We start from the raw sequence: 24,416 nt of genomic DNA, 5'->3' as shown, positions 1-24,416 counted from the left end.
CGTATCGCCGGCGTATGCCGATCAGATCCACCCGCGTTCCTGCGCCATCACGGTCGCTTGCTGGCGCGTGGCGACCGAGAGCTTGCCGAGCGCCGACGACACGTGGTTGCGCACGGTGCCGGGGGAGAGGTGCACGGTCGCGGCGATCTGCGCGATCGTCTCGCCGCGCTGACCGGCACGAAGCACGTCGAGCTCGCGGTCGGTCAGCGGGCTGCGTTCGTCGGCGAGGGCGTCGGCGGCGATCTCGGGGTCGACGTAGCGGCGTCCGGATGCGACGCGGCGGATGATCTCGGCGACCTCCTCCGCGCGCCGCGATTTCGGCACGAACCCCTCGACCCCGGCCTGCAGTGCGCGCCGCAGCACTCCGGGCCGGGCGTGCCGCGTCACCACGATGCACCGCGCGGCGCTCTTGCCGCGCAGCCGCTCCGCGACTTCCACTCCGTCGAGCCCGGGCATCTCGAGGTCGAGCAGGCATACGTCGGGCTCGACGCGCATCGCTTCGGCGACGGCGTCGGTTCCGGTGCGGCACTCGGCCACGACCTCGAGGTCGTCTTCGAGGCGCAGCAGCGATGCGAGCGCCGTGCGGATCATGTCTTCATCGTCGGCGATCAGAACGCGGATCATGCGAGCTGCTCCTGATCGACGGATGCTGCGTCGGCGGGCAGCGTCACCGTGAGCGCGAACGTCGTACCCTCGCGTGAGACCCGCACTTCGCCGCCCACCGCTTCGGCGCGCGCCGTCATGCCGTAGAGCCCCGATCCCCACCCCGTGTCGTCGTCGCCGGGGTCGTCGTTCGCGATCCGGTACACCCACCGCTCGGCGTTCCGCGCGAGCGACAGCGACGCGTGCCGCCCGCCGCCGTGCTTGAGCACGTTCGTGACGCTCTCTCGCACGATCGGGCCGAGCGCGTCGATGCGCCCGACGTCGGCGTCGACGTCGGTGGTCACCTGCAGACCCGCGGACCGCAGCAGATCCGCCGCGTTCTCGAGCTCGTCGGGCAGAGGCACGCCCCGGAACTGCGACGCGAGGTCGCGCGTGCCCTGGCGTGCGTCGTCGACCGCTTCTCGTGCCCGTGCGATCTCGCGGGCCGCGCCGTCGGGGTCGTCGCGTGTGAGCAGACGCTCGGCGAGCTCGAGTTGCAGAGCGATCACCTGCAGGTGGTGCCCCTGCAGATCGTGCACGTCGTTCGCGAGGCGCAGGCGTTCACGTGTCGCGGCCAGCGCGCTCTCGGCTTCCCGGGCGCGGTCGAGTTCGAGCACGATCACCCACCACCACATCGACGAGGCGAACGTGGCGGGCAGCAGGGTCGTGAACAGCGCCGGAACGTAGAGGTCGGATCGCGTCGACAGCGCCGGCGCCTCGACCACCCACAGCGCGATGAGAACGACGGTGAGTCCGATCACCACGCGCCACCGGATTCCGCGCGGCCAGGCGCGCGCGCTGAGTGCCCCGGCGACGACACCGACCCCGGCCAGCCACGATCCGGTGGCCACCCCCAGCAGACAAGCGGCCACGAGCATCATGCCGATGCCCACCAGCTCGCCGACGCGAACTCCGCGACGTTCCTCGTGGCGTTGCGCCATCACGCTCGGTCGGTACTCGCGCAGCAGCACGGCGAGACCGGCGACCGCGAGGATCGTCGCTGCCAGTCCCAGCCAGAGCCCCAGCTCGACCCGCCCGGCGGTGTCGTCGTATCGCAGCGGAATCCATGCGACCCACGACAGCGGCGTGATGATCTGAAAGAAGACGAGCGCTGTCGCGGTGTACCACCACGTCGCGGTGACGCCTCGGCCGAGCGCCCGATCGCCGATGCGCGGACCGCGGTCGGGGGCACTCGTCGGCGTGGTCATGTCTCCACGGTAGCCAGCCGTGCGTGCCCCGTGCCGTGCGGCCGCAGGGTCGTGACATTCGTCATGGGTCGGCCCGGGAATCATCCCGGCCGAACGTGACGCGACGACACTGCCGGGGGGCGGGGGTGGCGGCTGGGATGGAATCACCGCCGCTTGCACACGGCATCCCCACGGAAAGGCTCCCCATGAACCCCGTCGCCGACCTCATCCTCGGATTCCAGAACCTCATCGCGCAGCTTCCGGAATGGGCGCAACCTCTCATCGTCTTCGTCGCCGGTGCGGTGCCGTTCATCGAGGGTGAGGGCGCAGCATCCATCGGCATCATCGGCGGCATCAACCCGGTGATCGCCGCCATCGCCGGTGCTCTCGGCAACTTCGTCGCCGTGGCCATCGTCGTGCTGCTGGGGGCGCAGATCCGGGCCGCGCTGACGAGATCGAAGCCCCGCAAGCCGGCCTCGGCGCGCCGGGAGAAGTTTCAGAAGGCCTTCCACCGCTATGGCGTGGTCGGCGTGAGCCTGCTCGGGCCCCTGCTGCTGCCGACACACTTCACCGCGGCGGCGCTCGCCGGTTCGGGCGTGCCGAAAGCGCGGGTGCTGCTCTGGCAGGGCGTCGCGATCGTCCTGTGGACGACGCTGCTGACCCTGATCATCACGGGTGTCATCGCTGTCGCGGTCTGACCCTCTCGACTCGGCGCCACCGCACCTTCTGTGGGGAAGGGCGGTGGCGTCGTCATGCCGTCATGCGGTAGCCGACGCCGGGCACCGTCTCGATGACCCAGGGCTCTCCGAGACGCTTGCGCAGGGTCGAGATGGTGATGCGGACGGCGTTGGTGAACGGATCGGCGTTCTCGTCCCACGCCCGTTCGAGAAGGTCTTCGGCGCTCACGACTCCGCCTCCGGCTGTCATGAGCACGTCGAGCACGGCGAACTGCTTGCGCGTGAGGTTCACGTAGTGCCCATCCCGGAACACCTCGCGGCGGAACCGGTCGAGCCGCACCCCCGACACCTCGATCACCGGAGGTGTGGATGCTGCCGGCCGCCGCCCGAGCGCGCGCAGCCGCAGCACGAGCTCGCGCAGGGCGAAGGGCTTGGTGAGGTAGTCGTCGGCGCCGCTTTCGAACCCCGCCGCCTTGTCGTCCAAGCGGTCGGCGGCCGTGAGCATGAGCACGCGGGGCGAGGCGGGTTCGGCGGCCAGGCGGCGCGCGATCTCGTCGCCGTTCGGTCCGGGGATGTCGCGGTCGAGCACGACCACGTCGTACGTGTTGATCGCGAGTTGCTCGAGCGCGGTGTCGCCGTCGCCGGCGATGTCGGCCGCGATCGCCTCGAGTCGCAGCCCGTCGCGGATCGCTTCGGCGAGATAGAGCTCGTCCTCGACGATCAGCACGCGCATGGCATCAGCGTAAAGCGGCGCACGTATCGCGGTCGTATCCTCCCGCGCGTACGGCGCGACAACATCGGCGCGCGTGGGATGGGCCTCATGCTCACGCTCGATGCTCCTGCTTTCGCCGCTCCCGTCCGTCGCTCGTCCGCGCGGAGGCGGCGCGTCGTGTTCGTCGTGGCCGGGGTGATCGCGGCGGCCCTCATTGCGGGCGCGATCGCCATCGCGGTCGCGGGCGCATTCTCGGCGGCGGTCGCGCCGTTCACCACGCTCGAACCGTTCTCACCGACGGCAGAAGACGGCCTCATCGCCGAGGGTGAGACCGTGACGCTCGACGACGAAGTGGCCGCGATCGCCCGCCTCAACCCCGAACTGCGTGACGCCATGCGTGCGGCCGAAGCCGATGCGGCGAACGACGGCCTCTCGTTCCGGGTGATGAGCGGGTGGCGCAGCGTCGAGTATCAGGAATGGCTGCTCGAGGATGCGATCGAGCTCTACGCGAGCGAGGAGGTCGCTCGTCAGTACGTCGCGAGTCCGGATCGCTCCACCCACGTCACTGGCGACGGCATCGACATCGGCCCCATCGACGCGCAGTTCTGGCTGATGACGAACGGCTCCCGCTACGGCATCTGTCAGACCTACGCGAACGAGCGATGGCACTACGAGCTGGCCACCGACCCCGGCGGGGTGTGCCCCGAGATGAAGTCGGATGCCGCATCCTGAACGGGCGCGCCGCGTCCAATCCACATAGATGTGCGTGAATCCGCATCGTGGGGCGTCACTAGAGCGTGGATTCGAGCAGCGGACTGTGGATTCGGCTTGGCCCGCGAGCTCACAGCGCGGCCAGGTAACGACGCGTCATCCGCGACTGCACGAGGCGTGCGAGCGGGCCCCCGAGCCGGGTGAACCACCGGCCCGGGGCCGAGAATGCGGTGATCGTGAAGGTCACCTCACCGGAGGGGGAGAGGCTCAGCTCGAAGCGTTCCTCTCCGCGCTCGGGGTGACCGGGCAGAGTGCCGTAGGCGAAGCCGGCCGAGGTTGCGCTCCGTTCCGCCCAGACGACGAGGCACGGTATGCGAAACGAGAGCGGCCCGACGCTCACGAGCATGCGCACGCGCGTGCCCTCACGCAGCGGCACGTCCGATAACCGGATGCGGGCACCGGCCCGTCGCTGCACGAGACCGGCGAACAGGTCGTCGGAGGCGCGATCGAACACCGCTCGCCCGTGGCCGATGACACGCCTCATGCGAACGTGGTGGTACCCCGGGGGCAGTTCGCTCGCGGTGGCGCCGACCTCGGCGTAGGTGACGGTGGTCATCCCGCCACCCTAGGCGCGCATCCGCCTCGAGCGATGTCGGTGAGATCGGGCAGAATCGGTGCGCGTGATCGCTCACACGCACCGACCTCGCCCGATTCCACCGACGAGACGAAGCACGAGCGCTACGCCGCGCGAGCCGTGGAGGCGCGGACGAGCAGCGAGGTGGGCAGCCGCTGGTGGCGGATCTCGGCGGGCTTGTCGGTCGCGATCGCCTCGACGAGGTATTCCGCCGCGAGGCGGCCCTTGGTCGCGATGGGTTGCCGCACGGTCGTGAGACTCGGCGCTGTCCAGCTCGCCTCGGCCAGGTCATCGAACCCGGTCACCGAGAGCGCGCGGGGCACGTCGACCCCCGCGGCGCGAGCGGCGTCGAGCACGCCGAAGGCGATGATGTCGCTGAACGCCACGATCGCGGTCGGCGGCTCGGGTTCGGCCCAGAGCCGCCGGAACGCCTCCGTGCCACCGCCGCGGGTGCATGCCACCTCCAGCACCGTGATACCTGGGTCGTCGGTCGACAGACCCACTTCGCCGAGGCTCCGGCGCACGCCGTCCATGCGCCGGCGAACAGGACCGCGCCACGCGCCGTACCCGCCCTCGACGCCCGTCTCGAAGACGACGAAGGCGATCCGGCGATGCCCGAGGCCGAGGAGGTAGTCGACGACTTCCGCGGTACCCTGCCCGTCGTCGATCTCGACGCTTGGAACGTCGTCGTGCCACTCGCTGTCGACGAGCACGAACGGGATGCGGCGGTGCCTCAGCGCCGTGACCTCCCCCCGGTCGTACTCCAAACCCGAGACGATGAAGCCGTCCACGGCGGCGTAGGGGATCGCGCGCAGCATCGAGCCCCGCAGCGGGGGAGCGAGCAGGAGGGTGAAGCCCTCACGGTGGCACGTCTGGCCGATGCCCTGCAGAAACTGCGTGTAGTACGGGTTCTGCAGCACGTTGTCCAACTGCTGCGGCAGAAGGAGCGCGAGGCTGTCGGTGCGCCGTGTGCGCAGCATCCGTGCCGCCGGATCTTGCGCGTACCCGAGTTCGTCCGCCGCCGCGCGGATGTTCTGCAGCGTGGAGTCGGAGAGCTTGCGCGGATCGTTGAACGCCAGCGAGACCGCCGACTTCGACACTCCCGCGAGTTCGGCGACTTCTCGCATGGTCACCCGCCTGCCTGTCACGCAGAGCCCCCGAGCGACGCCGTGCCGCGCGGTCCGAGCACGATGACGTCCTCATCGAGCGACGCGAGATCGGGCACCGCCGTCATGTCGACGGTCGTCCCCTCGCCGCGGTGCACGATCACGGCGGCCCGTTCGTGCTCGCCCGCCCGCACGATCGCGATCGTGTCGGCGTCGAGGGCCACGGCGGTCTGCCGCCCACGCCGCATCGCGGGATGCTGTGCGCGGAACGCTGCGAAGCTGCGGATGCCGTCGAGGAGCCGTGTGTTCCACGTCTCCTCGTCCCAGGGCATCGTGCCCCGGCACCCCGGGTCGTTGTCGCCGGTGAGTCCGACCTCGTCGCCGTAGTAGACCATCGGCGCTCCCTCGAGAGAGAACAGCAGCGCGTACGAGAGCAGCGCGGACTCGACGTCGCCCTCGTGCCGGGTGAGCACCCGTTCGGTGTCGTGGCTTCCGAGCAGGTTGAGCATGCCCTGGTGGAATCCGGTGGGGATCTCGGCCTGGAGTGCGTTCAGGCCGGCGGCGAGCGCGTAGGCGTCGGTGCTGCGATCGGCGCTGAAGCCCAGGATGAGGTCGCGGGCGGTGTAGTTCATGGTGCCGTCGGCGGTGTCTCCTTGTAGCCATTCGACGGGGGAGCGCCATTCCTCGGCGACGATGTAGAGGTCGTCGCTCTTGCTCTTCACCGCGGTGCGGAACTCGCGCCAGAACGTGTGGTTGATGAAGTACGGCACGTCGAGCCGCCACCCGTCGATGCCCTGGTCGATCCAGTACCGCGCGACGTCGAGGTGGTGGTGGCGCACGTCGGGGTTGTACGCGTTCCACTTCGGCAGGTAGTAGCAGCCCGAACAGGTGCGGTAGTTCGGCGTCGGGTGGGCGGTGACGGGAAACCCCTCGACCGAGAACCAGTTCACGTAGGCCGAGTCGGCCTCGTTCTCGACGACGTCTTCGAACGCCCAGTGGCCGTTGCCGCAGTGGTTGAGCACGGCGTCGAGCACGACGCGAATGCCTCGTGCATGGCATTCGGCGATCAGTGCGCGGAAGGTCTCGAGGGTGCCGAGCCGGTGATCGATCGAGAAGTAGTCGGTGGCGTCGTAGCGGTGGTTCGTGTCGGCCTCGAAGACCGGTGTCAGGTAGAGGGCGTTCGCCCCCAGCGCGACGATGTGGTCGAGGTGGTCGATGATGCCCTGCAGGTCGCCGCCGAAGAAATTGTCGGGCGTCGGCGTCGAGCCCCAGGGCACCACGTCGTCGGGGTCGAGCGAGGGGTCGGCGTTCGCGAACCGCTCGGGGAAGATCTGGTAGAAGACGGCGTCGGCGAGCCAGTCGGGAACGGTCATGGAATGTCAGTCCTTCAGTCCGGAGGTGGTGATGCCGCGCACAAGGGCGCGTTGGAAGAAGAGGAAGACGAGGATGCTGGGGATCGTCGCCGTCAGGGTGCCGGCCATCAGGTAGTTCCAGCTCGTGCCGTACCGGCCGACGAACGACGACAACCCGATCTGGATCGTGCGTACCTCGTCGGTGTTCGTCACCAGCAGGGGCCAGAGGAAGTCGTTCCAGGCGAAGAGGAAGCTGAAGATCGCGAGCGTCGCGAACGCGGGGCGTGAGAGCGGCACGATGATGCGCAGGAAGGTGCCGATGCGGCTGCAGCCGTCGATGCGCGCCGCGTCTTCGAGCTCCTGCGGGATCGACACGAAGAACTGACGCAGCAGGATGATGCCGAACACGTCGGCCATGCGCGGGACGATCAGGGCCGCATAAGTGTCGATCCAGCCCAGGTCGGCGACGATCGTGTAGGCCGGGATGATCGTCACGAAGGTGGGAACCATCAGCGCGGCGAGCAGCACGACGAAGATCGCGTTGCGGAACGGGAAGGCCAACCGCGCGAACGCGTAGGCGGCCATGGCGTCGAAGACGAGGTGGCTCGAGACGATCCCGACCGCCATCACGACGCTGTTGAGGTAGTACTGACCGAAGGGTGCGGCCTCCCACGCGGTCAGGTAGTTCTCCCAGTTCCACGACGTCGGGATGACCGACGTGTTCGTGTAGGTCTCCGCGCGGCTCTGCAGCGATGTCGTGAACATCCAGAGGAACGGCACGACGACGAGCGCCGCGCCGGCGATCAGAAGGGCGTGGCGCCCGAGGCGTAGGGCGAGGGGCTGTCTCATCGGTCGCTCCGTCCTGAGCCGCTGGCTCGCCACTGCACGAGGGTCACGCCGAGCACGAGCAGGAGCGTCACGAACGCGATGGCCGTCCCGTAGCCGAAATCGCCGAGTCGGAAAGCCGTGCGGTACATGAACATTCCGAGCACGTCGGTGCCGCCCCGCGGTCCGCCCTCGGTCAGGACGTAGACGAGATCGAACGCCTGAAAGCTCGTGATGAGCGCCTGCACGACGACGAAGAACGTCATCGGGGCGAGGAGGGGGATCGTCATGTGCCGCAGGCGTCGCCACGCGTTCGCCCCGTCGAGCTGCGCCGCCTCGTAGACGGCCGGGGGCAGTGCCTGCAGCGCCGTGAGGTAGAGCACGGCGTTGAAGCCGACGTTCTTCCACACGGTCAACGCGGTCAGCGCGCCGAGCGCGAGCCACCGTTCCTGCAGCCAGTCGGGGCCCGCGATGCCGACCTGTGCGAGCAGGGCGTTCACGAAACCGGCGGGATCGAGCATGTACTTCCACACGATTGCGGCGGCGACCGACGAGGTGACGGCGGGGAGGAAGTAGATGCTGCGATAGAAGCCGCGCCCCCGCATCGGGGCATCGAGCAGCAGTGCGACGGCGAGTCCCGTGGCGACAGACAGCACGCACACACCGGTCGCGTAGACGACGGTGACGAGCAGGCTGTTCCAGAACGCCGGGTCTTGCACGAGCCGCACGTAGTTGTCGAGTCCGATGAACTCCTTGACGGGGTCGAAGCCGTTCCACGAGGTGAGGCTCGTGTATCCGGCGTTGATGATCGGGTAGACGACGAACACGCCGAGGATCACGAGCGCCGGAACGAGGAACAGCAGCGCCGTGACGATCTGCTCGCGATCCCCTCTGCGGCGCCGTCGTGCGGGGGCGGACCCGCCCGACGCGAACTGCGCCGGGCGGATCCGGGTGGGTACCGATGTCACGATCGTCCGCTCAACCGTTCTTCAGGACGGCGTTGACCGCTCGCTCGGCGGCGTTGAGCGCGTCGTCGACGGATGCTTCGCCGGCGAGCGCTTTCTCGATCTCCTGCGCGAACGCGAGGGACACCGTCGGGTAGAGGGGCGTGTTCGGGCGGGCGTGAGCATTCGCCATCTGCTCGACATAGGGGCGAAGGCGGGGTTCGGTCGACTCCACCCACTCGAGGTACTCCGAGCCGGTCGCGACGGAATCGAGCACCGGCAACATCCCGGTCTTCTTGCTCCACTCGGTCACCTGGTCGGCCTCGAGGAACCACGACAGGAACCCGGCGGCGGCGTCGGCCTCGGCGTCGGAGTTCTCGAACACCATGGCCTGCTCGCCGCCGAGATTCGTAGCCGGTTCACCGTCGCTCGGGTAGGGCACCTGCGCGGTGCCGAACTCGAACGGCGGGTCGGCCGCCCAGATGCCGACCATCCACGAGCCTTCCTGAGCGGAACCGCCCTGCCCCTTCTCGAACTCGCCCCACTTCGCGTACGGACTCACACCCGAATCGATGAGGTCGACCCAGTACTGCAGGGCTTTCGCGCCCTCGGGGGTGTTGAAAGCCGCGGCGGAGTTGTCGGGGGTGAGGAACTCGCCGCCCGTCTGCCAGAGGTTGACCTGGAAGTTCCAGGTCAGGCCCTCGCCGCTGTCCCCGGCCTGCGTGTAGAGGTCGTAGCCGGGCTTGCCGGTCTGGTCGAGGATCGCCTTCCCGGCCTTCTTCAGCTCGTCCCACGTCGTCGGGGGATTCTCGGGGTCGAGTCCTGCCTCCGCGAAGAGGGTCTTGTTGTACATGTAGCCGAGGTTGTTCGCCGAGACCGGCACCGAGACCTGCTTGCCGTCGATCGTGCCGAAGGAGGTCAGCGCGTCGTTGACGTCGGACAGGGTGTCGTCGGGGATGCGGCCCTTCAGGTCGGCCAGCGTGCCGATCTCGGCGATCTGAGGCACCCACACGAGATCGCCGATGGCGATGTCGGGCAGGGTGTCGGACGTCGCGGAGGCTCGGAGCTTCGTGAGGAAGTCGGAGTTCGGCACGTTCGACGCGCTGATCTTCACGTCAGACTGGGAAGCGTTGTAGGTGTCGACCATCGCGTCGAACGCGTCGGCATTGGTGCCGTCCCAGTAGTGCCAGACGGTGACGTCGACGGGTCCGTCGCCGGGTGCGCCGTTCGCGGCGCATCCCGAGAGGATGAGCGCGCCGACGGCTCCGATGACGACGGCGGCAGTGGACCTGCGTTTCATGGGTTTCTCCTTGCTGTTCGGGTTCGAAGATATGAACGGGAATGTATACATGCTCAGGCTGCGGCAACGCGGTGCAGCGTCGACCACACGGTCGTTTCCGGTGGCACCGTCGCGGAATCCGTCAGCGGTTGAGAGGCGAGAAGCGGTGCGAGGACGCCCCAGGTCGACGGCGGGGTGAAGGGCGCGGCGCCGAAGTTCGTGATGACGACGACGTTCCCGCGTCGGAAGGCCAGCACCTCGTCACCTGCGGTGGGGAGCCAGGCGAGCGGCTCCGCCCCGCTCAGGTGGGCGCGGCGCGTGGCGAGAAGATCGCGGTGCAACGAGAGCATCGAGTCGGGATCTGCGGCCTGCGTCGCCCGCGCGAAGGCGCCGAACCAGGCGGGCTGGGGGAGCCAGGTCGTGTCGGCCTCCCCGTCGCTGAATCCGAAGGTGCTGCCCTCCCGCGTCCACGGGAGAGGGATGCGGCACCCGTCGCGCCCGAGCTCGGTGCCGTTCGAGCGGGTCCAGATGGGGTCTTGGCGCGCAGCATCCGGCAGGTCGAGAACCTCGGGGAGCCCGAGTTCTTCGCCCTGATAGAGGTACATCGACCCCGGGAGCGCGAGGGCGAGGGCAGTTGCCGCGCGCGCACGGCGAAGCCCGCGATCGAGGTCGGCCGGGCCCCTGCGTCGCGCCGCGGCGATCATGTCGGTCGGCAGGGCTTCATCGAGCGGCTGCTCCTGGCCGTAGCGGGTGACGGCACGGTGCACGTCGTGGTTCGCCAGGGTCCAGGCCGGCCACCCGCGCCCGACGGTGAGTCCGGTGTCGATCGCCCTCCGGAACCGGTCGGCGTACCACGGCTGCACGAGCAGATCGAAGGAGAACGCGTTGTGGAGCTCGTCGGGTCGCAGGTAATCGGCCAGCCGTTCGGCGGAGGGAACCCAGATCTCGCCGACGAAGTACTTCTCGGGCTCATAGGTGCCGCCGAGCGCTCGCCATGAGCGGTAGAGGTCGTGCACCTCCGGCTGGTCCCACATGCCGTGGTTGTGGCCGGCGTCGGGCCCGCGACCGCCCGGGTGGTCGGGCAGGGCCGCGTCTTTGAAATGGCCGTGAGCGACATCGATGCGGAAGCCGTCGACTCCCCGCTCGAACCAGAATCGCAGCACGTTCTCGAAGTACTCGGCCACAGCGGGGTGACGCCAGTCGAAGTCGGGCTGGCTCGCATCGAAGGAGTGCAGGTACCACTGCCCGGGCCGTCCGTCGCGCTCGGTGACGCGGGTCCAGGCGAGACCACCGAACACGCTGTCCCAGTTGTTCGGCGGAAGCTCGCCGTCGGGGCCGAGGCCGTCGCGGAAGATGAAGCGCGCCCGCTCGTCGCTGCCGGGCGCGGCGGCCAACGCCGCCTGGAACCAGGCGTGATCGGAGGAGCAGTGGTTCGCCACCATGTCCATGAGTACGCGCAGTCCGAGCTCGTGCGCTCGTCGAACCACCTCGTCGAACTCCTCGAGGGTGCCGTACGCCGGGTCGATCGTCAGGTAGTCGGCGATGTCGTACCCGTGGTCGCGCTGCGGCGAGGCGTAGCAGGGGTTCAGCCAGATGGCGTCGCAGCCGAGTGCCGCGATCGCGTCGAGCCCCTTGCTCAGGCCGCCGAGGTCGCCGATCCCGTCGCCGTTCGCGTCGCGGAACGACCGCAGGTAGACCTGGTAGACGACCGCGTCACGCCAGGAGAAGGCGCGCCCGGCCGTGTCGAGGGGAGAGGGCCGTTCGATGGTGTGGCTCACAAGCATCCTTTCGGTGGTCCCGGGCGGCGTCCGACATGTCGGCGCCGCCCGGGAGTGGGGGTTAGAAGGTGGGATAGATGTCGATCACATCGCCGCCCGTCCCGGTGAAGTTGCCTCCGGTCGACCACGTGACGTCGTCGATGAGTGGCTTGAACTGGAAGGTCTCACCGTCGGGGATGCGTTCGAGCTCGAACTCCCAGACGTCGGAGGCGACGTTGCGAGCACCGCGACCTGAGGTCCACGTGAACGGGTACTCGTCGCCGCGGATCGCGATGCTGTGCCCGAGACCCACGTTGTAGTGCACGCGGATCTTCGTGGTGTTGCGCGCCTCGGGGCTGTAGGCCGACACCGGGGTCCCGGGTGCGTACACCTTGCTTTCGTGCTCACCGAGAGCGACGGTGATCTGCTTTCCCGTGACCCCGCCGGCGGTCACGATCACCGTGTCGCTCGTGTTCATGAGGTTCGTCAGCGTCGTGCCGACCGTGATCGAGCTCTCGGCGCGCAGCGGCACCGTGCGCGTCTGCGTCGCCCACGAGTTCGACGAGAGGGTGATCGCCTCGGCGCCCGTGCTGTCGACGCGTCGCGAGAACCCGTAGACGGACGTGTCGGACCACATTTCGCGCTGCGTGCCGACCTGCAGAGCCGGGTAGGCGGCCTTGATCGCGGTCAATCGCTGGATGTGCTTGTAGAGCTTCGAGTTCTGGTCGAAGCTCTCCATATCTTTGCGGTTGTCTTTGTTCGCGATCGGCACCTCGTAGGGGTTGCCGTTACCGTCGTCGGCCTGCTCGGTGCCGTAGTAGATCACGGGCACGCCCCGGGAGGTCAGGAGGAACGTGAGCCCCGAGCGCAACCGCTGGTAGTTGTCGTCGGCCCAGGTCAGGAATCGCGCCCGATCGTGGTTGTCGAGGAACGTCTCGAGCCGGTTCGGGTTCGCGTACTTGCTGTCCTGGTCGAAGAGGTCGCCGAGCTTGTTCATGTCGGTATCTGCCGAGAACGCATCGCGCACGGTGAAGAAGTAGGGGAAGTCGAGCACGCCCCACTCGTAGTCCTGGTACTCCGAGACGTAGTCGACGTCGCCGACGAACACCTCGCCGAAGGTCGGCACCCCCATCTCGGCCTCGAAGGCGGCGAGCCACGGCTTCGGCACCGAGCGCGCAGCATCGACTCGGATGCCGTCGAAGCCCATGTCGACCCAGTCCTTATACGTGTTCATGAGGTGCGCCGAGACGACCGGGTTCGACTGATCGAGGTCGTCGAGCCCGCCGAGGTCGCAGTTCTCGATCTGGGTCTGCGTCTCGAGTCCGTTGAAGAGGCAGTCGCCGGCGTGATGGAAGTACGACGCGTTGTCGAGCGGGCTCGCCGGCTTGTAGGTGCTCGGCGAATAGGTCGTCGATGTGCCCGCGAGGTAGTCGGCCGTATGGTTCGGAACGACGTCGAGGATCATCTTCAGCCCGAGGCCGTGTGCGGTGTCGATCAGCTCCTGCAACTCGGCGCGGTCGCCGAAATGCGCGTTCGGCGTCGCGAAGTCGCGAGTGAAGTAGCCGTGGTAGCTGGCTTCCTGCCCGTCGCGCGAGAGCGGCTGCTGCTCGGAGACGGGCGACAGCCAGATCGCCGTCACGCCCAGGTCGGCGATGTAGCCGAGCCTGTCGGTCAGACCCGCCCAGTCGCCGCCGTGATAGAACCCGAGGTCGGACGGGTCGTACTCGCCGTCGCCCTGGTCGTTGTTGGCGGGGTCGCCGTCTTCGAACCGGTCGACGAGCACCTGGTAGATCACGTCGCCTTCGGCCAGCGGGCCGGGAGACGTGGTGGGATCGGCGCTCGCGGGGGCGGCGCCGGCGCCCCACATGAGCGTGCCGGCCGCCACCGCGACGGCTGCTGCGATCGCGAGACCCCTACGCGCGGAGACGCGAGGAGCGGTGTGAACTGTCATTCTCATGACTCTCTCCTGACTTCCTTGTCGGATGCGCATCGGTCCGCGAGGTGCACGGTTTACTGGATCGATGCAACATGTATAAATGTGTTTTGTCAAGTACTGACATCGGCCGTGCCCGCAAAAGTGATTCGACTCCCGTACTTTCAGCGCATCAAGACCTCTCGCGGCAGGATGTCCGCCGCCGGGAGGTGGTCGTGGGCTGCCAGGCCAGTGTGGACGCGCGTGGACGATGTATACCTGCACGGGGCGCGGCGAAAATCGGGCGCCGAAGTTCGTCCAAATGCATGAGATCGCGCCGACGCTGGGGGAGTCGCGGTCGCAGGATTCCCCAAGCGCCCGGCACGCGCATCGAGCGACGTCGGTGAAGTCGGGCGGGTCCGGTGCAGTTCGGCCGCAGAACGCACCGAACTCGACCGATTCCACCGATGTCGCGATCGCCCGAGCGCCTGGGATGGTGCTGTCAAGCGGCACGGATCGCAGGATCGGGATTGTTAGCGTCCGAGCGTGAGCTCCTCCCGTCTTCCCGCAGCATCCATTGATCGCGTCGCTCGCGAGATCTTCGGCTGGGAGACGCTCCTGCCGGGGCAGCGTGAAGCGATCGAGGCGTCGGTCGCGGGGCGCGACACTCTCGTCGTCCTCGCCACCGGCGGCGGCAAGTCGGCCGTGTACCAGATCGCCGGTGCGCAGCGCGGTGGTGTCGTCGTCGTTGTGTCACCGCTCGTCGCTCTCCAGGCCGACCAGCTCGCGTCGATCCACGCCGCACCCGGGGCACCCGCCGCGGTCGCGATCAACTCCGCCCTGGGCGCTGCGGCTCAGGAGAGCGCGTGGGATCGCGTGGACGAGGGCGGCCCGCTGTATGTGCTGCTCGCTCCCGAGCAGCTGGCGAAGGACGAGAACGTCGCCCGGCTCGCCGCCGCCAGGGTCTCGCTGCTCGTCGTCGACGAGGCGCACTGCGTCTCGTCGTGGGGCCACGACTTCCGGCCCGATTATCTGCGCCTCGCCGACGTGCGTCACGAGCTCGGCGATCCGCCGGTGCTCGCAATGACGGCGACCGCCTCCGGGCCCGTGCGCGAGGAGATCGTCGAACGCCTGGGCATGGTCGATCCCGAGGTGCAGGTGCACGGTGTCGACCGCCCCGAGATACGGCTCGTCGTTCACCGCCACGAGAGCGAGGGCGACAAGCGCGCCGCCGTCGTGGCGGAGGCCCGCACCTGGACCGCGCCCGGTCTCGTCTACGTCGCCACTCGCAAGGAGACCGAGCTGTACGCCGCCGAGATCGCGGCTGAGGGGCGCAGGGTTGCCGCGTATCACGCGGGGCTGCGCGCTCCCGAGCGTCGAACGGTGCAGGACCGCTGGCGGGAGGGGCAGCTCGACGTCGTCGTCGCGACCTCGGCGTTCGGGATGGGGATCGACCGCGCAGACGTGCGTTTCGTGCTCCACGCCACCACGACCGAGTCGCTCGACGCCTACTACCAGGAGGTCGGGCGAGCCGGCCGCGACGGCGAGCCGGCCACCGGCGCGCTGCATTACCGCGCCGAGGATCTCGGACTGCGGCGCTTCTTCGCCAAGCGCTCCGTCGACAAGCCCTCTCTGCGCGCGATCTGGGCCGCGGTCGTGGCAGCTCCGGGGAGCAAGATGTCCGAGCTCGCGAAAGCGGTGGACGTGCCGTCGCGCACGGTGTCGCGCCTCGTCAACGATCTCGTAGACGCCGGCCTGGTCGATACCGCGTCGGGGGTACGAGCCACGGCGGACCGCCGCGTCGAGGCCGTCGTGCGCGCGGTGAAGGCAGCGCTCGCGTCGCGGGAGCGCGTCGCCGAATCGCGGCTGGCGATGATGCGCGCCTATGCCGAGACCTCGCACTGTCGGCGTCGAGTGCTGCTCGACTACTTCGGCGTCGAGGGTCCGCAGTGGTGCGGAAATTGCGACGGCTGCGAGCGGCACGAGGCTCGGCGGCATGAGGCCACCGCTGACGCCGTCGGTGCTCCGATCGCCGTCGACGAGGCGGTGGAGCATCGCGAATGGGGCCACGGCACGGTCATGAGCGTCGAGGCTGACCGCGCGACCGTGTTCTTCGAGTCGGAGGGCTACAAGGTGGTGTCATATACGGCGCTCGACTCCGGCGTTCTGCGGCACCGCGAGCCCGCGTCGGTCTGACGGCGTTTCACGCGCGATCGTCTCATCGCCGCGAACGTCACGGCCAGAACGGTATGGACCGCTCGGCGAGTTCGCCGAACGACGAGACGTCGAGAGAGGTGCGCGTCTCGGGAACGCCCAGCGTCGGCCATTGGAGAACGAGCTCGAGCGACCCCGACGGAGGGAGGGGCCAGAGCCAGAGCGCGTCGTTCGACGAGTACGAGTGCCCGTCTCCGCCGCCGCCTCCGCCGCTTCGCACGAGCGATGAGCTCTCCGGTGGCGACATCGGGTCGCCCGCGAAGCCGAAGGGGCGATCGGAGAGCACCTGTTCGCCGGTGCTCAGTACGACCCCGTATCGCAGCCGCCCGGCCGATGACGCACCGTGACCGGCCCAGTGCTCCATGAACGCGTTGTTCAAGCGCTGCCACTCGTCGTACGGAAGGTCGTTGCGACGAAGCCTTCGCTCGATGCGGATCTCGACGCCGTCGGAGTAGACATCGACGCCGACGAGCGCGATCGCCAAGTGCTCGGTGGTCGCGAGGATCTCGCTCGCCGGGTAGAGAACCGGGAGGCGGTCGGTCGGCGCCGTCCACCAGGGAGATCGCACCGCCGGGGCGTCGTCGAACTCGGGCATCTCGGGGTCGGGCGGGAAGAAAGACATGCCACCACCCGAGCACACCGCGCGGGTCGACGCAACGATCCGGGTGTCGGCTGCGCCGGAATTCCGTCGCGCGGGGGAGGCGCCCGACGCGGATTGCGCCGAGGCTGGAAGGGTGAAGATCTCGCCCCAGACTCTCCGCCCGCTCCGATCCCTGTCCGTCGCTCTCCTCGCTGCCGCCGCGCTCGTCATCACGGCGTGTGCCTCGCCCGCCGAACCGGCATCGCCAGAGCCGTCAGAACGGGTGGCCATCCCTTCGAACCCCGTCGGCACGCAGGCCGCGTGGGTGCTGACCGAGATCAACGGTGCGCCGAGCGAGCAGGCCGAGTTCGAGGGTCGATTCGATCCGATCATGTTCGAGCAGATGGCGGTCTCCGATCTGCAGCAGGTCTTCGAGCAGTTGCGCGCGGCGGCGCCGTGGACGCCCGTCGCGTATGAGGGCACCGAGACGCAGGCGCGCGTGACGATCGAGTCGCCGCAGGTCACCTACGACATGTCGGTGTCGGTCGGCGATGACGGCAGCATGAACGGCCTGTTCTTCGGCGAACCGCAGGGTGCGCGCACCCCGGCCGCCAGCTGGGATGAGCTCGAGTCGCAGATCGAGGACGCGCCCTACGAGGTGTCGCTACAGGTGACAGAGTCGGGCGCCGATGAGCCGGTGAGGCTGATGGGGGAGTCGTCGCTCTCGCCGATCGGGTCGGTGTTCAAGCTCTGGGTTCTCGGTGCGGTCGTCGACGCGGTCGATGCCGGCACCCTCGCCTGGGACGACACGGTGACCATCGATGCCGAGGTGCGAAGCCTCCCGAGCGGAGAGCTGCAGAACCTCCCCGACGGCTCGACCGTCACCGTGCTCGACGCGGCGCAGAAGATGATCGCGATCAGCGACAACACCGGCACCGACGCCCTCATCCGTGCGGTCGGCCGCGACGCCGTCGAAGCCGCCCTCGTCGACATGGGCCACGCGACGCCCGAGGTCAACACGCCGTTCCTCACGACCCGCGAGATGTTCTGGATGCTGTTCGACGACGCGGCTCTGCGAGAGCGCTGGGCGTCGGGCGACACCGCTGCCCGTGACGCGGTGCTGGCCGAGATCCCGGCCGGTGTGCCGTCGCTCGCGAACGCCGCCGAGGTTCAGCCCGGCTGGCCGGAGGGCGTCGACTGGTTCGCGACGCACGACGACATCGCCCGGGCGCACGTCGCCCTGCAGCAGAAGGCGCAGACTGCGGCAGGTGGGCCGCTGCGCGAACTGCTCTCGGCGAATCCCGGCATCACTTTCGGTGACGAGTGGACCCACGTCGCGTTCAAGGGCGGCAGTTCGATCGGCGTCCTCGCCGGATCGTGGTATCTCGAGCGCGACGGTGCCGAGCCGATCGTGCTGACGGTGCTCGCCCGCGCCGACGATGCGCAGACGCTGACGACCAACCAGACCGCGGTGTTCGGATTCATCGAGGATGCTGCGGCACTGATCGCAGCGGAGTGACCGCGTGCCCCAGCGGCCCGACAGAGTGTCGCGGAGCACGAGAGGTCGCCGCATCCGAAACGCGGGGGATGACGCGAAACAGCGTCACCCCCCGCGCGCGCCTCGGCCTACCGGGCGGTGTACTCCGCGCCGGCCGCGACGACATCGGTCGCGAACGAGCCCGCGTAGATCGAGGTCGCGCCGCCGTCCACGGGGAGCACGATGCCCGTGACGAACGACGAGGCATCGCTGCCGAGCCAGAGCGCGGCTTCGGCGATGTCTTCGGGGAGGCCGAGCCTTCCGATCGGCTGATCCGCGCCGAGCTTGGTCTCGAGGAAAGCGCTGAACTCCTCGGCCTGGTCGAGCGGAATGCCGAACGCTCGAGCCATGATCGGCGTTCGGATGATCCCCGGGGCGATCGCGTTGGAGCGGATGCCGTGTGCGCCGAACTCCGAAGCCGCCTGTCGGACGACGCCGACGACCGCGTGCTTCGCGATCGTGTAGCCCGGTGCGCTCCAGTTGCCCTGGAGGCCCGCTGCGCTGGCCGTGTTCACGATCGAGCCCGGAGTGCCCTGCGCGATGAACTGGCGTGCCGCGAACTTGGTGCCCAGCACGACGGATCGGGTGAGCAATGCCATGGTCTTGTCGAAGCCCTCGGCGGTCAGGTCCACAAAAGGAGCCGGGTCGCCCTGAGCTCCCGCGTTGTTGAACATGATGTCGAGCTTGCCGAACTCGCTGACGGCGCGTTCGACCACGGCTTCGATGTCGCTCTCGCTCGTCACGTCGGTGTGGACATAGACGAGGTTGCCCTCGTGGGCCTGCTGAAGCGCCGCGCCCTGTTCGTCGGAGATGTCGGCGACGACGACCTTCGCGCCCTCGGCGATGAACAGCTCAGCGGTTGCCTTGCCGATGCCGCTCGCGCCACCGGTGACGATGGCGACCTTGCCGTCTAGACGACCAGTCATGGTGTGTCCTTTCCGTGGCCGCCGGGTTGGTCAGTTGTCCCGCGGACGGCCGCGCGGGAAGTGGAGAGGGTGGGGATAGCAAACGCGCGCAGCGTGCGGGCGTGCACGGGGCGCGGGTCTGCGCCCGTGGCGACCATGTCTTCGAGGGCGATGCGAACCGACGCCGCCATAGCGGCTGCCGTTGCGCGCACCTGCGGGTCTTCGACCGACAGACCGAGGCGTTCTGCGAGCGGATCGACGATGCGGTGTTCACCGTCGTGGATCGCGAAGAAGAACACCGACTGCGCGCTCGCGTCGGCGAAGACGAGGGGGAACAGGCCTCGCGTGCGCACTTCGCGGTCACTCCACAGAACGTGATCGAACGCCCGCTCGATGGTCTCGTGCAGCGGACCAGACGATGTGCGCAGCATTCGGGCGTACTCGTCCGTCCCCCAGTCGAAGACCGGGCGCAGCACCTGCTCCTTCGTCGCGAACCATCGATAGAAGGTGCGGTGGGCGAGGCCCGCTGCGTCAGCCAGTTCTGCGACGCTCACACGCAAGGTCTTCCGTTGCAGGAAGAGGGCTATGGCCGCCTCTGAGGCGGCGAGCACCGCCTTCTCATCGCGCTCGCGTGGCATGCTGCCACCCTACGCCCGTTGTGGCAGTAACTGCCGAAATAGCCCGGCAGCGGGTCATGTCGACGAGGCCGTCGATTATTTAGGGTGCCCTTAGTTAGGGTAGGCTTACTGCTCCGCCCGGCTTCAGAAAGGCTGCTCCATCATGTCTTCTCGTCTTCACCGTCGATGGGTCGCGCTCGCGGCGACGACCGCGTCTGCCGCCCTCCTGCTCGCGGGCTGCTCCGCTTCGGCGCCCTCGACGGAGGCCGCGAACGCCGACACCGCAACCACGCGCCAGGTGCAGCACGCCCGCGGCACCACGGAGGTTCCGGTCGAGCCGCAGCGCGTGGTGACCCTCGAGCCGCTCGAACTCGACACCGCCGCCGCCGTCGGCGTCGTTCCGGTCGGCGCGGCCGTCGCGAGCAACGTCGTGGGCGTGCCCGCCTACCTGGGCCTCGACGCAGTGGAGGCGGTGGGCAGCGTGCCCGAGCCCGATCTGCAGGCGATCGCGGCGCTGAAGCCCGACCTCATCCTCGGCACCGAGGCCCGCCACTCGGCCCTGTACGAGCAGCTGTCGTCCATCGCGCCGACTGTTTTCATCGCGACCCAGGCCGACCCGTGGCGTGACAACGCCGCGCTCATCGGTGAGGCGCTCGGGCGCGAAGACGAGACGGCCGCGCTGCTCGAGAAGGTCGACGCCCGCTGCGGCGAGCTCGCCGACACCTACGGCGTCGACGGGCAGACCGTGCAGCTCGTCCGCCCTCGCGACGAGACGACCCTGAGCCTCTATGGCCCGGTGTCGTTCGCGGGCAGCCTGCTCGAGTGCGTCGGCTTCACGATTCCCGCCCAGGACTGGGCAGACGGTCTCCAGGCCGACATCTCTCCCGAGAACATTCTGTCGGCGCAGGCCGACCGGGTGCTGGTGACGACGGCCGACACCTCGGACGACTCCACCATCCCCGCGGCGATCGTGCAGAACGCGGATGCTTTCCCCTCGGTCAGGCTCGTCGACACCAGCTACTGGGTGTCGGGCGTCGGCCCCCTCGGCGCACAGAAGGTGCTCGATGACATCGAGCAGTTCCTCGAAGAGCGCTCTTGACGGCTCTCACCGGGGTCGAGTTGCCACAGGCTCGGCCCCCGGTGCGCCGGTCGCGGCGGGTTGCCGCGCTCTCGATCGTCGGGGCGGTGCTCGTCGTCGCGATCGCGTCATCGCTGATGATCGGGGCGAACCCGCTGTCGCCGCAGGTGGTCTGGGCAGCAACTCGCGGTGAGGGCACCACCGAGACGACCTACATCGTGATCGGCCTGCGCATCCCGCGCACCGTCGCAGGTCTCGTCGCCGGTGCCGCGCTCGGCGTCGCCGGCGCACTCACGCAAGCGTTCACCCGCAACCCGCTGGCAGACCCGGGAATCCTCGGGGTGAACGCCGGTGCTGCCCTCGCGGTGGCGCTCGGGGTCGCCCTGCTCGGACTCCGCGACATCTCCGCCCTCGTCTGGCTCGCGCTCCTCGGAGCGTTCGTCGTCACGATCGCGGTGTACCTCATCGGGTCGTCGGGCCGGGGCGCGGCCGATCCGTTGCGGCTCACTCTCGCGGGTGTCGCGCTCGGTGCCGTGTTCTCGGGCATCACGACCGGTATGACGCTCAGCAACCCCGACGCGTTCGACGCGATGCGCAGCTGGAACGCCGGGTCTTTGCTCGGTCGCGGCTTCGACGTCATCGTGCCTGTGCTGCCATTTATCGCGCTCGGCCTCGCCCTCGCGTTCCTCCTGGGCCCGGCGATGAACGCGCTCGCGCTCGGCGAAGACGTCGCGCGGGCGCAGGGTGCAGAGGTGCGCCGCATCCGTGTCGCGGTGATCGTGTCGACCACTCTGCTCGCGGGCGCGGCGACCGCGCTCGTCGGCCCGATCGCGTTCGTGGGGCTCATGATCCCGCACATCGTGCGGTGGGTCTTCGGCGTCGACCAGCGCACGATCATCGCCCTGTCGGCGTTGCTCGCCCCCGTGCTGGTACTGCTCTCCGACGTGCTCGGCCGAGTGATCATCGCTCCCGCCGAGGTGCCGGTCGGCATCGTGACAGCGTTCGTCGGCGCGCCCGTGCTGATCGTGCTCGCGCGGCGCAAGAGAGCGAGCACCCTATGACTCTCGCCACGCCGACCGCGCCTCGGCGCGTGCTGCTTCGTCTCGGCCCTCTCGCGGTTCCGCTTCGCGGGCGCAGCATCCTCGTCGCCACCGTCGTCGTGGGGGTCATCCTCGTTCTCGGCATCGTGTCGCTCGGCGTCGGAACCTACGTCGTCGCTCCTGATGCGGTCGTGCGCACGCTCCTCGGCGCCGGCGAGACGATGGACCGCGTCGTCATCGTCGAGTGGCGCCTGCCGCGCACCCTCGCAGCGATCGCGCTCGGCGCGATCCTCGCCGTCGCGGGGGCGCTGTTCCAGACCGTCACCCGCAACCCGTTGGCGAGTCCCGACATCCTCGGGCTCTCCAACGGTGCGTTCACCGGCATGCTCGTCGCGCTCGTGCTGGTCTCGGCGACCTGGCAGTCGCTGACGGTCGGGGCTCTCGTCGGCGGTGTCGTGACGGCGCTCGTGATCTGGATGCTGTCGTATCGCGGCGGCATCCAGGGCTTCCGCCTCATCGTCATCGGTATCGGGATCGCCGCGATGCTGGCGTCATTCAACACGTGGATGCTGCTTCAGATCGAGCTCGAGACCGCGATGTTCGCCTCGGCCTGGGGCACCGGCACCCTTAACGCCGTCACCGGGGGATCGCTGGGCGGGGCGCTGCTGTGCGCTGCACCCTTCGTCGTGGTCGCGGCGTTGCTCGGGCCGAGCCTGCGCCAGCTCGATCTGGGCGACGACGTGGCCGCAGCATCCGGTGCGCGACCGAACCTCGTGCGCGGCGTCGCCCTCGTCGTGGGGGTGGCGCTGGTCGCCGCCGCCACGAGCGTCGCCGGCCCCGTCGCTTTCGTCTCGCTCGCAGCTCCCCAGGTCGCGCGGCTCGTCGCCCGCACGCCTCACCTTTCGCTCGGGCTGTCGGCCGCGTTCGGGGCGCTGATCCTGCTGGCGTCCGACCTCGTCGCGCAGCACCTGTTGCCCGTCGCTCTCCCTGTGGGAGTCGTCACCGTGTCGGTCGGTGGCGCCTACCTCGTTCTGATGATCATTCTGGAGATCCGCCGTCGTGCCTGAACACACCTCCGCCCGCCTTCTCGCCGAGGGGGTCGCGCTCTCATACGACCGTGTCGAGGTCGTGAGCGATCTCACCGTGTCGATTCCGCCGGGGTCGTTCACCGTGATCGTCGGGCCGAACGCGTGCGGCAAGTCGACGCTGCTGCGCGGGCTCTCGCGGCTGCTCGCACCCACGAGCGGACGGATCGTGCTCGACGGCGCGGCCATCTCGTCGTACCCGGCGAAGGAGGTCGCGCGCCGGCTCGGACTGCTTCCCCAGAGCGCGATCGCCCCCGACGGCATCACCGTCACTGATCTGGTGGGCAGGGGCCGCTACCCGCACCAGAACCTGCTGCGCCAGTGGTCGGATGCTGACGCCCACGCTGTCGACGAAGCCCTGGCCGCCACCGGCACCACCGATCTGAGGGATCGTCCGGTCGACGCGCTCTCGGGGGGCCAGCGTCAGCGCGTCTGGGTGGCGATGTTGCTCGCGCAGCAGACCGACCTGCTGCTGCTCGACGAGCCGACGACGTACCTCGACATCGCGCACCAGGTCGAGCTGATGGAGCTCTTCGCCGAGCTGAACGCGCGCGGGCGCACGATCGTCGCGGTGCTGCACGACCTCAACCACGCCGCAAGATACGCCAGCCACATCGTCGCGATGCGCGGCGGACGCATCGTCGCCGAGGGTGCGCCGGGCGCCGTCATCACCCGTGAGCGGGTGGAGGAGGTGTTCGGTCTCGCGAACGTGGTGATCGAAGACCCCGTGACGGGCGGTCCGCTCGTCGTGCCGCTGCGCGGCTCATCGAGTGCGGCGGCCAGCGCATGAACCGGCCCTGGGCCTACAGCGCGTTCCGCGTGCAGGTGCGTGCGCGCGTGCTGTTGAGTCCGCGCTTCCTGCGCCTCACGCTGGCCGGCGACGAACTTCGCAACTTCGCGCCGTGGGGCGTCGACCAGCGCATCAAGGTCGTGCTGCCGTTCGCCGACGGTACGATCGCCGAGTTCGGTCTGCTCGACGACCCGACGCCGCATCCGTCCGACTGGTACAGCCGGTGGCGGGCTCTACCCGAAGGCGAGCGCAACGTGCTGCGCACCTACACGCCCGCCGCGATCCGCCCCGAGGTCGGCGAGATCGACGTCGACTTCTTCCTGCACGAACCCGCCGGTCCCGCATCGGCGTGGGCGGCGGCGGCGCAGCCGGGCGACCGCCTGGTCGTGAACGGGCCCGACATGCGCATGGGGCACACCGGATACGGCATTCACTGGAACCCCGGTGATGCGCGCCGGTTTCTGCTGGTGGCGGATGAGACCGCCTACCCGGCGGTGCGCAACATCGTGAGCGCGCTCGAGCCGGGTGCTGACGTCGACGTGATTCTCGAAGCATCCGACCTCGACGACGAGATTCTCAGCCGCGAGCTGCCCGCTCACGTTCGTGTGCGCGTCGTGCTGCGCGACGTCGGCGTGGAAGCGGCCGTGCGCGAGTGGGGCTCGACGTTCGCCGGAGGTGCGGACTTCTATGCCTGGTTGGCGGGGGAGTCGGGCTCGACGACGAGCGTGCGCCGCTACCTCACCGATGAGCTCGCGATCCCGAAGGAGCAGGTGTCGTTCCTCGGGTACTGGAAGCTGGGCGGCCCGCTCGTCGGGTGAGAAGAGTAGGCGGG

23 protein-coding genes are annotated in these 24,416 nt (G+C 68.9%); 9 read left to right on the top strand and 14 right to left on the bottom strand.

Translation table 11 applies throughout. The features are described 5' to 3' along the window. Positions 1–21: 21 nt before the first annotated feature. Together ABTU82_RS12950 and ABTU82_RS12945 are read right to left on the bottom strand one after the other, a co-directional pair. Positions 22–624: a response regulator transcription factor gene (locus ABTU82_RS12950; protein WP_116648510.1), complete on the bottom strand. Its 603-nt coding sequence runs from the start codon at positions 622–624 to the stop codon at positions 22–24. After that, positions 621–1,850, bottom strand: a complete 1,230-nt coding sequence (locus ABTU82_RS12945) for a sensor histidine kinase (protein WP_407173755.1) — start codon at positions 1,848–1,850, stop codon at positions 621–623. The genes ABTU82_RS12950 and ABTU82_RS12945 overlap by 4 nt, the downstream gene beginning before the upstream one ends. Before the next feature lie 185 nt (positions 1,851–2,035). Between ABTU82_RS12945 and ABTU82_RS12940 the strand changes: the two genes are divergently transcribed. After that, a complete protein-coding gene (locus ABTU82_RS12940; protein ID WP_407173754.1) occupies positions 2,036–2,527 on the top strand; it encodes a small multidrug efflux protein in 492 nt (163 codons plus the stop codon). 52 nt (positions 2,528–2,579) lie between these two features. Here the strand turns inward: ABTU82_RS12940 and ABTU82_RS12935 are convergent, their stop codons facing one another. Further along, positions 2,580–3,239, bottom strand: a complete 660-nt coding sequence (locus tag ABTU82_RS12935) for a response regulator transcription factor (RefSeq protein WP_116648513.1) — start codon at positions 3,237–3,239, stop codon at positions 2,580–2,582. A gap of 87 nt (positions 3,240–3,326) precedes the next feature. On the opposite strand from ABTU82_RS12935, the gene ABTU82_RS12930 reads away from it, so the two are divergent. After that, positions 3,327–3,950, top strand: a complete 624-nt coding sequence (locus tag ABTU82_RS12930; RefSeq protein ID WP_407173753.1) for a M15 family metallopeptidase — start codon at positions 3,327–3,329, stop codon at positions 3,948–3,950. A gap of 109 nt (positions 3,951–4,059) precedes the next feature. Here ABTU82_RS12930 and ABTU82_RS12925 read toward each other — a convergent pair whose 3' ends face one another. The 8 genes from ABTU82_RS12925 to ABTU82_RS12890 all read right to left on the bottom strand — a co-directional run bounded on the left by ABTU82_RS12925 (position 4,060) and on the right by ABTU82_RS12890 (position 13,783). Beyond that, positions 4,060–4,545 (bottom strand): DUF1990 family protein, encoded by a 486-nt coding sequence (locus ABTU82_RS12925; protein WP_116648514.1) that lies wholly within the window; start codon positions 4,543–4,545, stop codon positions 4,060–4,062. Between the two features lie 122 nt (positions 4,546–4,667). Continuing rightward, positions 4,668–5,690: a LacI family DNA-binding transcriptional regulator gene (locus ABTU82_RS12920; protein WP_407173752.1), complete on the bottom strand. Its 1,023-nt coding sequence runs from the start codon at positions 5,688–5,690 to the stop codon at positions 4,668–4,670. 17 nt (positions 5,691–5,707) lie between these two features. Beyond that, positions 5,708–7,042, bottom strand: coding sequence for a glycoside hydrolase family 13 protein (locus ABTU82_RS12915; protein WP_407173751.1), 1,335 nt, complete (start codon positions 7,040–7,042; stop codon positions 5,708–5,710). Positions 7,043–7,048: 6 nt separating this feature from the next. Further along, the gene (locus ABTU82_RS12910; protein WP_407173750.1) at positions 7,049–7,870 is read right to left on the bottom strand and encodes a carbohydrate ABC transporter permease; all 822 of its coding nucleotides are present in this window, start codon (positions 7,868–7,870) and stop codon (positions 7,049–7,051) included. After that, positions 7,867–8,814 (bottom strand): carbohydrate ABC transporter permease, encoded by a 948-nt coding sequence (locus ABTU82_RS12905; protein ID WP_116648518.1) that lies wholly within the window; start codon positions 8,812–8,814, stop codon positions 7,867–7,869. The genes ABTU82_RS12910 and ABTU82_RS12905 overlap by 4 nt, the downstream gene beginning before the upstream one ends. A gap of 10 nt (positions 8,815–8,824) precedes the next feature. Continuing rightward, positions 8,825–10,090 carry an ABC transporter substrate-binding protein gene (locus ABTU82_RS12900; protein ID WP_407173749.1) on the bottom strand — a complete coding sequence of 422 codons (1,266 nt, stop codon included), beginning with the start codon at positions 10,088–10,090 and terminating at the stop codon, positions 8,825–8,827. A gap of 53 nt (positions 10,091–10,143) precedes the next feature. Further along, positions 10,144–11,853: a glycoside hydrolase family 13 protein gene (locus ABTU82_RS12895; protein ID WP_407173748.1), complete on the bottom strand. Its 1,710-nt coding sequence runs from the start codon at positions 11,851–11,853 to the stop codon at positions 10,144–10,146. 55 nt (positions 11,854–11,908) lie between these two features. Beyond that, the gene (locus ABTU82_RS12890; protein WP_407173747.1) at positions 11,909–13,783 is read right to left on the bottom strand and encodes an alpha-amylase family glycosyl hydrolase; all 1,875 of its coding nucleotides are present in this window, start codon (positions 13,781–13,783) and stop codon (positions 11,909–11,911) included. Positions 13,784–14,284: 501 nt separating this feature from the next. Here ABTU82_RS12890 and ABTU82_RS12885 point away from each other — a divergent pair. After that, positions 14,285–15,934, top strand: coding sequence for a RecQ family ATP-dependent DNA helicase (locus tag ABTU82_RS12885; RefSeq protein WP_407173746.1), 1,650 nt, complete (start codon positions 14,285–14,287; stop codon positions 15,932–15,934). Positions 15,935–15,971: 37 nt separating this feature from the next. Here ABTU82_RS12885 and ABTU82_RS12880 read toward each other — a convergent pair whose 3' ends face one another. Beyond that, entirely contained in the window at positions 15,972–16,574 is a 603-nt protein-coding gene (locus tag ABTU82_RS12880; protein WP_407173745.1) for a hypothetical protein, read from the bottom strand. A gap of 112 nt (positions 16,575–16,686) precedes the next feature. Here ABTU82_RS12880 and ABTU82_RS12875 point away from each other — a divergent pair, with 112 nt between their 5' ends. Further along, on the top strand, positions 16,687–18,051 hold the full coding sequence (locus tag ABTU82_RS12875; protein ID WP_407173744.1) for a serine hydrolase: 1,365 nt from the start codon (positions 16,687–16,689) through the stop codon (positions 18,049–18,051). A 107-nt stretch (positions 18,052–18,158) separates the two neighbouring features. On the opposite strand, the gene ABTU82_RS12870 is transcribed toward ABTU82_RS12875, so the two are convergent. Together ABTU82_RS12870 and ABTU82_RS12865 are read right to left on the bottom strand one after the other, a co-directional pair. Beyond that, positions 18,159–18,995: an SDR family NAD(P)-dependent oxidoreductase gene (locus tag ABTU82_RS12870; RefSeq protein WP_407173743.1), complete on the bottom strand. Its 837-nt coding sequence runs from the start codon at positions 18,993–18,995 to the stop codon at positions 18,159–18,161. After that, positions 18,992–19,612 carry a TetR/AcrR family transcriptional regulator gene (locus tag ABTU82_RS12865; protein WP_407173742.1) on the bottom strand — a complete coding sequence of 207 codons (621 nt, stop codon included), beginning with the start codon at positions 19,610–19,612 and terminating at the stop codon, positions 18,992–18,994. Before ABTU82_RS12865 ends, ABTU82_RS12870 begins: the two co-directional genes overlap by 4 nt. 142 nt (positions 19,613–19,754) lie before the next feature. Between ABTU82_RS12865 and ABTU82_RS12860 the strand changes: the two genes are divergently transcribed. The 5 genes from ABTU82_RS12860 to ABTU82_RS12840 are packed head-to-tail and all read left to right on the top strand — an operon-like array spanning position 19,755 to position 24,402. After that, complete coding sequence (locus ABTU82_RS12860; protein WP_407173741.1) at positions 19,755–20,690, top strand: ABC transporter substrate-binding protein; 936 nt, start codon at positions 19,755–19,757, stop codon at positions 20,688–20,690. Then, a complete protein-coding gene (locus tag ABTU82_RS12855; RefSeq protein ID WP_407173740.1) occupies positions 20,687–21,730 on the top strand; it encodes a FecCD family ABC transporter permease in 1,044 nt (347 codons plus the stop codon). The genes ABTU82_RS12860 and ABTU82_RS12855 overlap by 4 nt, the downstream gene beginning before the upstream one ends. Then, positions 21,727–22,776 carry a FecCD family ABC transporter permease gene (locus tag ABTU82_RS12850; RefSeq protein ID WP_407173739.1) on the top strand — a complete coding sequence of 350 codons (1,050 nt, stop codon included), beginning with the start codon at positions 21,727–21,729 and terminating at the stop codon, positions 22,774–22,776. Before ABTU82_RS12855 ends, ABTU82_RS12850 begins: the two co-directional genes overlap by 4 nt. Then, the gene (locus ABTU82_RS12845) at positions 22,769–23,584 is read left to right on the top strand and encodes an ABC transporter ATP-binding protein (protein ID WP_407173738.1); all 816 of its coding nucleotides are present in this window, start codon (positions 22,769–22,771) and stop codon (positions 23,582–23,584) included. The genes ABTU82_RS12850 and ABTU82_RS12845 overlap by 8 nt, the downstream gene beginning before the upstream one ends. Continuing rightward, on the top strand, positions 23,581–24,402 hold the full coding sequence (locus ABTU82_RS12840; protein WP_407173737.1) for a siderophore-interacting protein: 822 nt from the start codon (positions 23,581–23,583) through the stop codon (positions 24,400–24,402). Before ABTU82_RS12845 ends, ABTU82_RS12840 begins: the two co-directional genes overlap by 4 nt. The last annotated feature ends 14 nt before the right edge of the window (positions 24,403–24,416 follow it).

The organism is Microbacterium deferens, assembly GCF_045517775.1.
Classification (GTDB): Bacteria; Actinomycetota; Actinomycetes; order Actinomycetales; family Microbacteriaceae; genus Microbacterium.
This window is presented reverse-complemented; position numbering and strand designations above follow the sequence as displayed.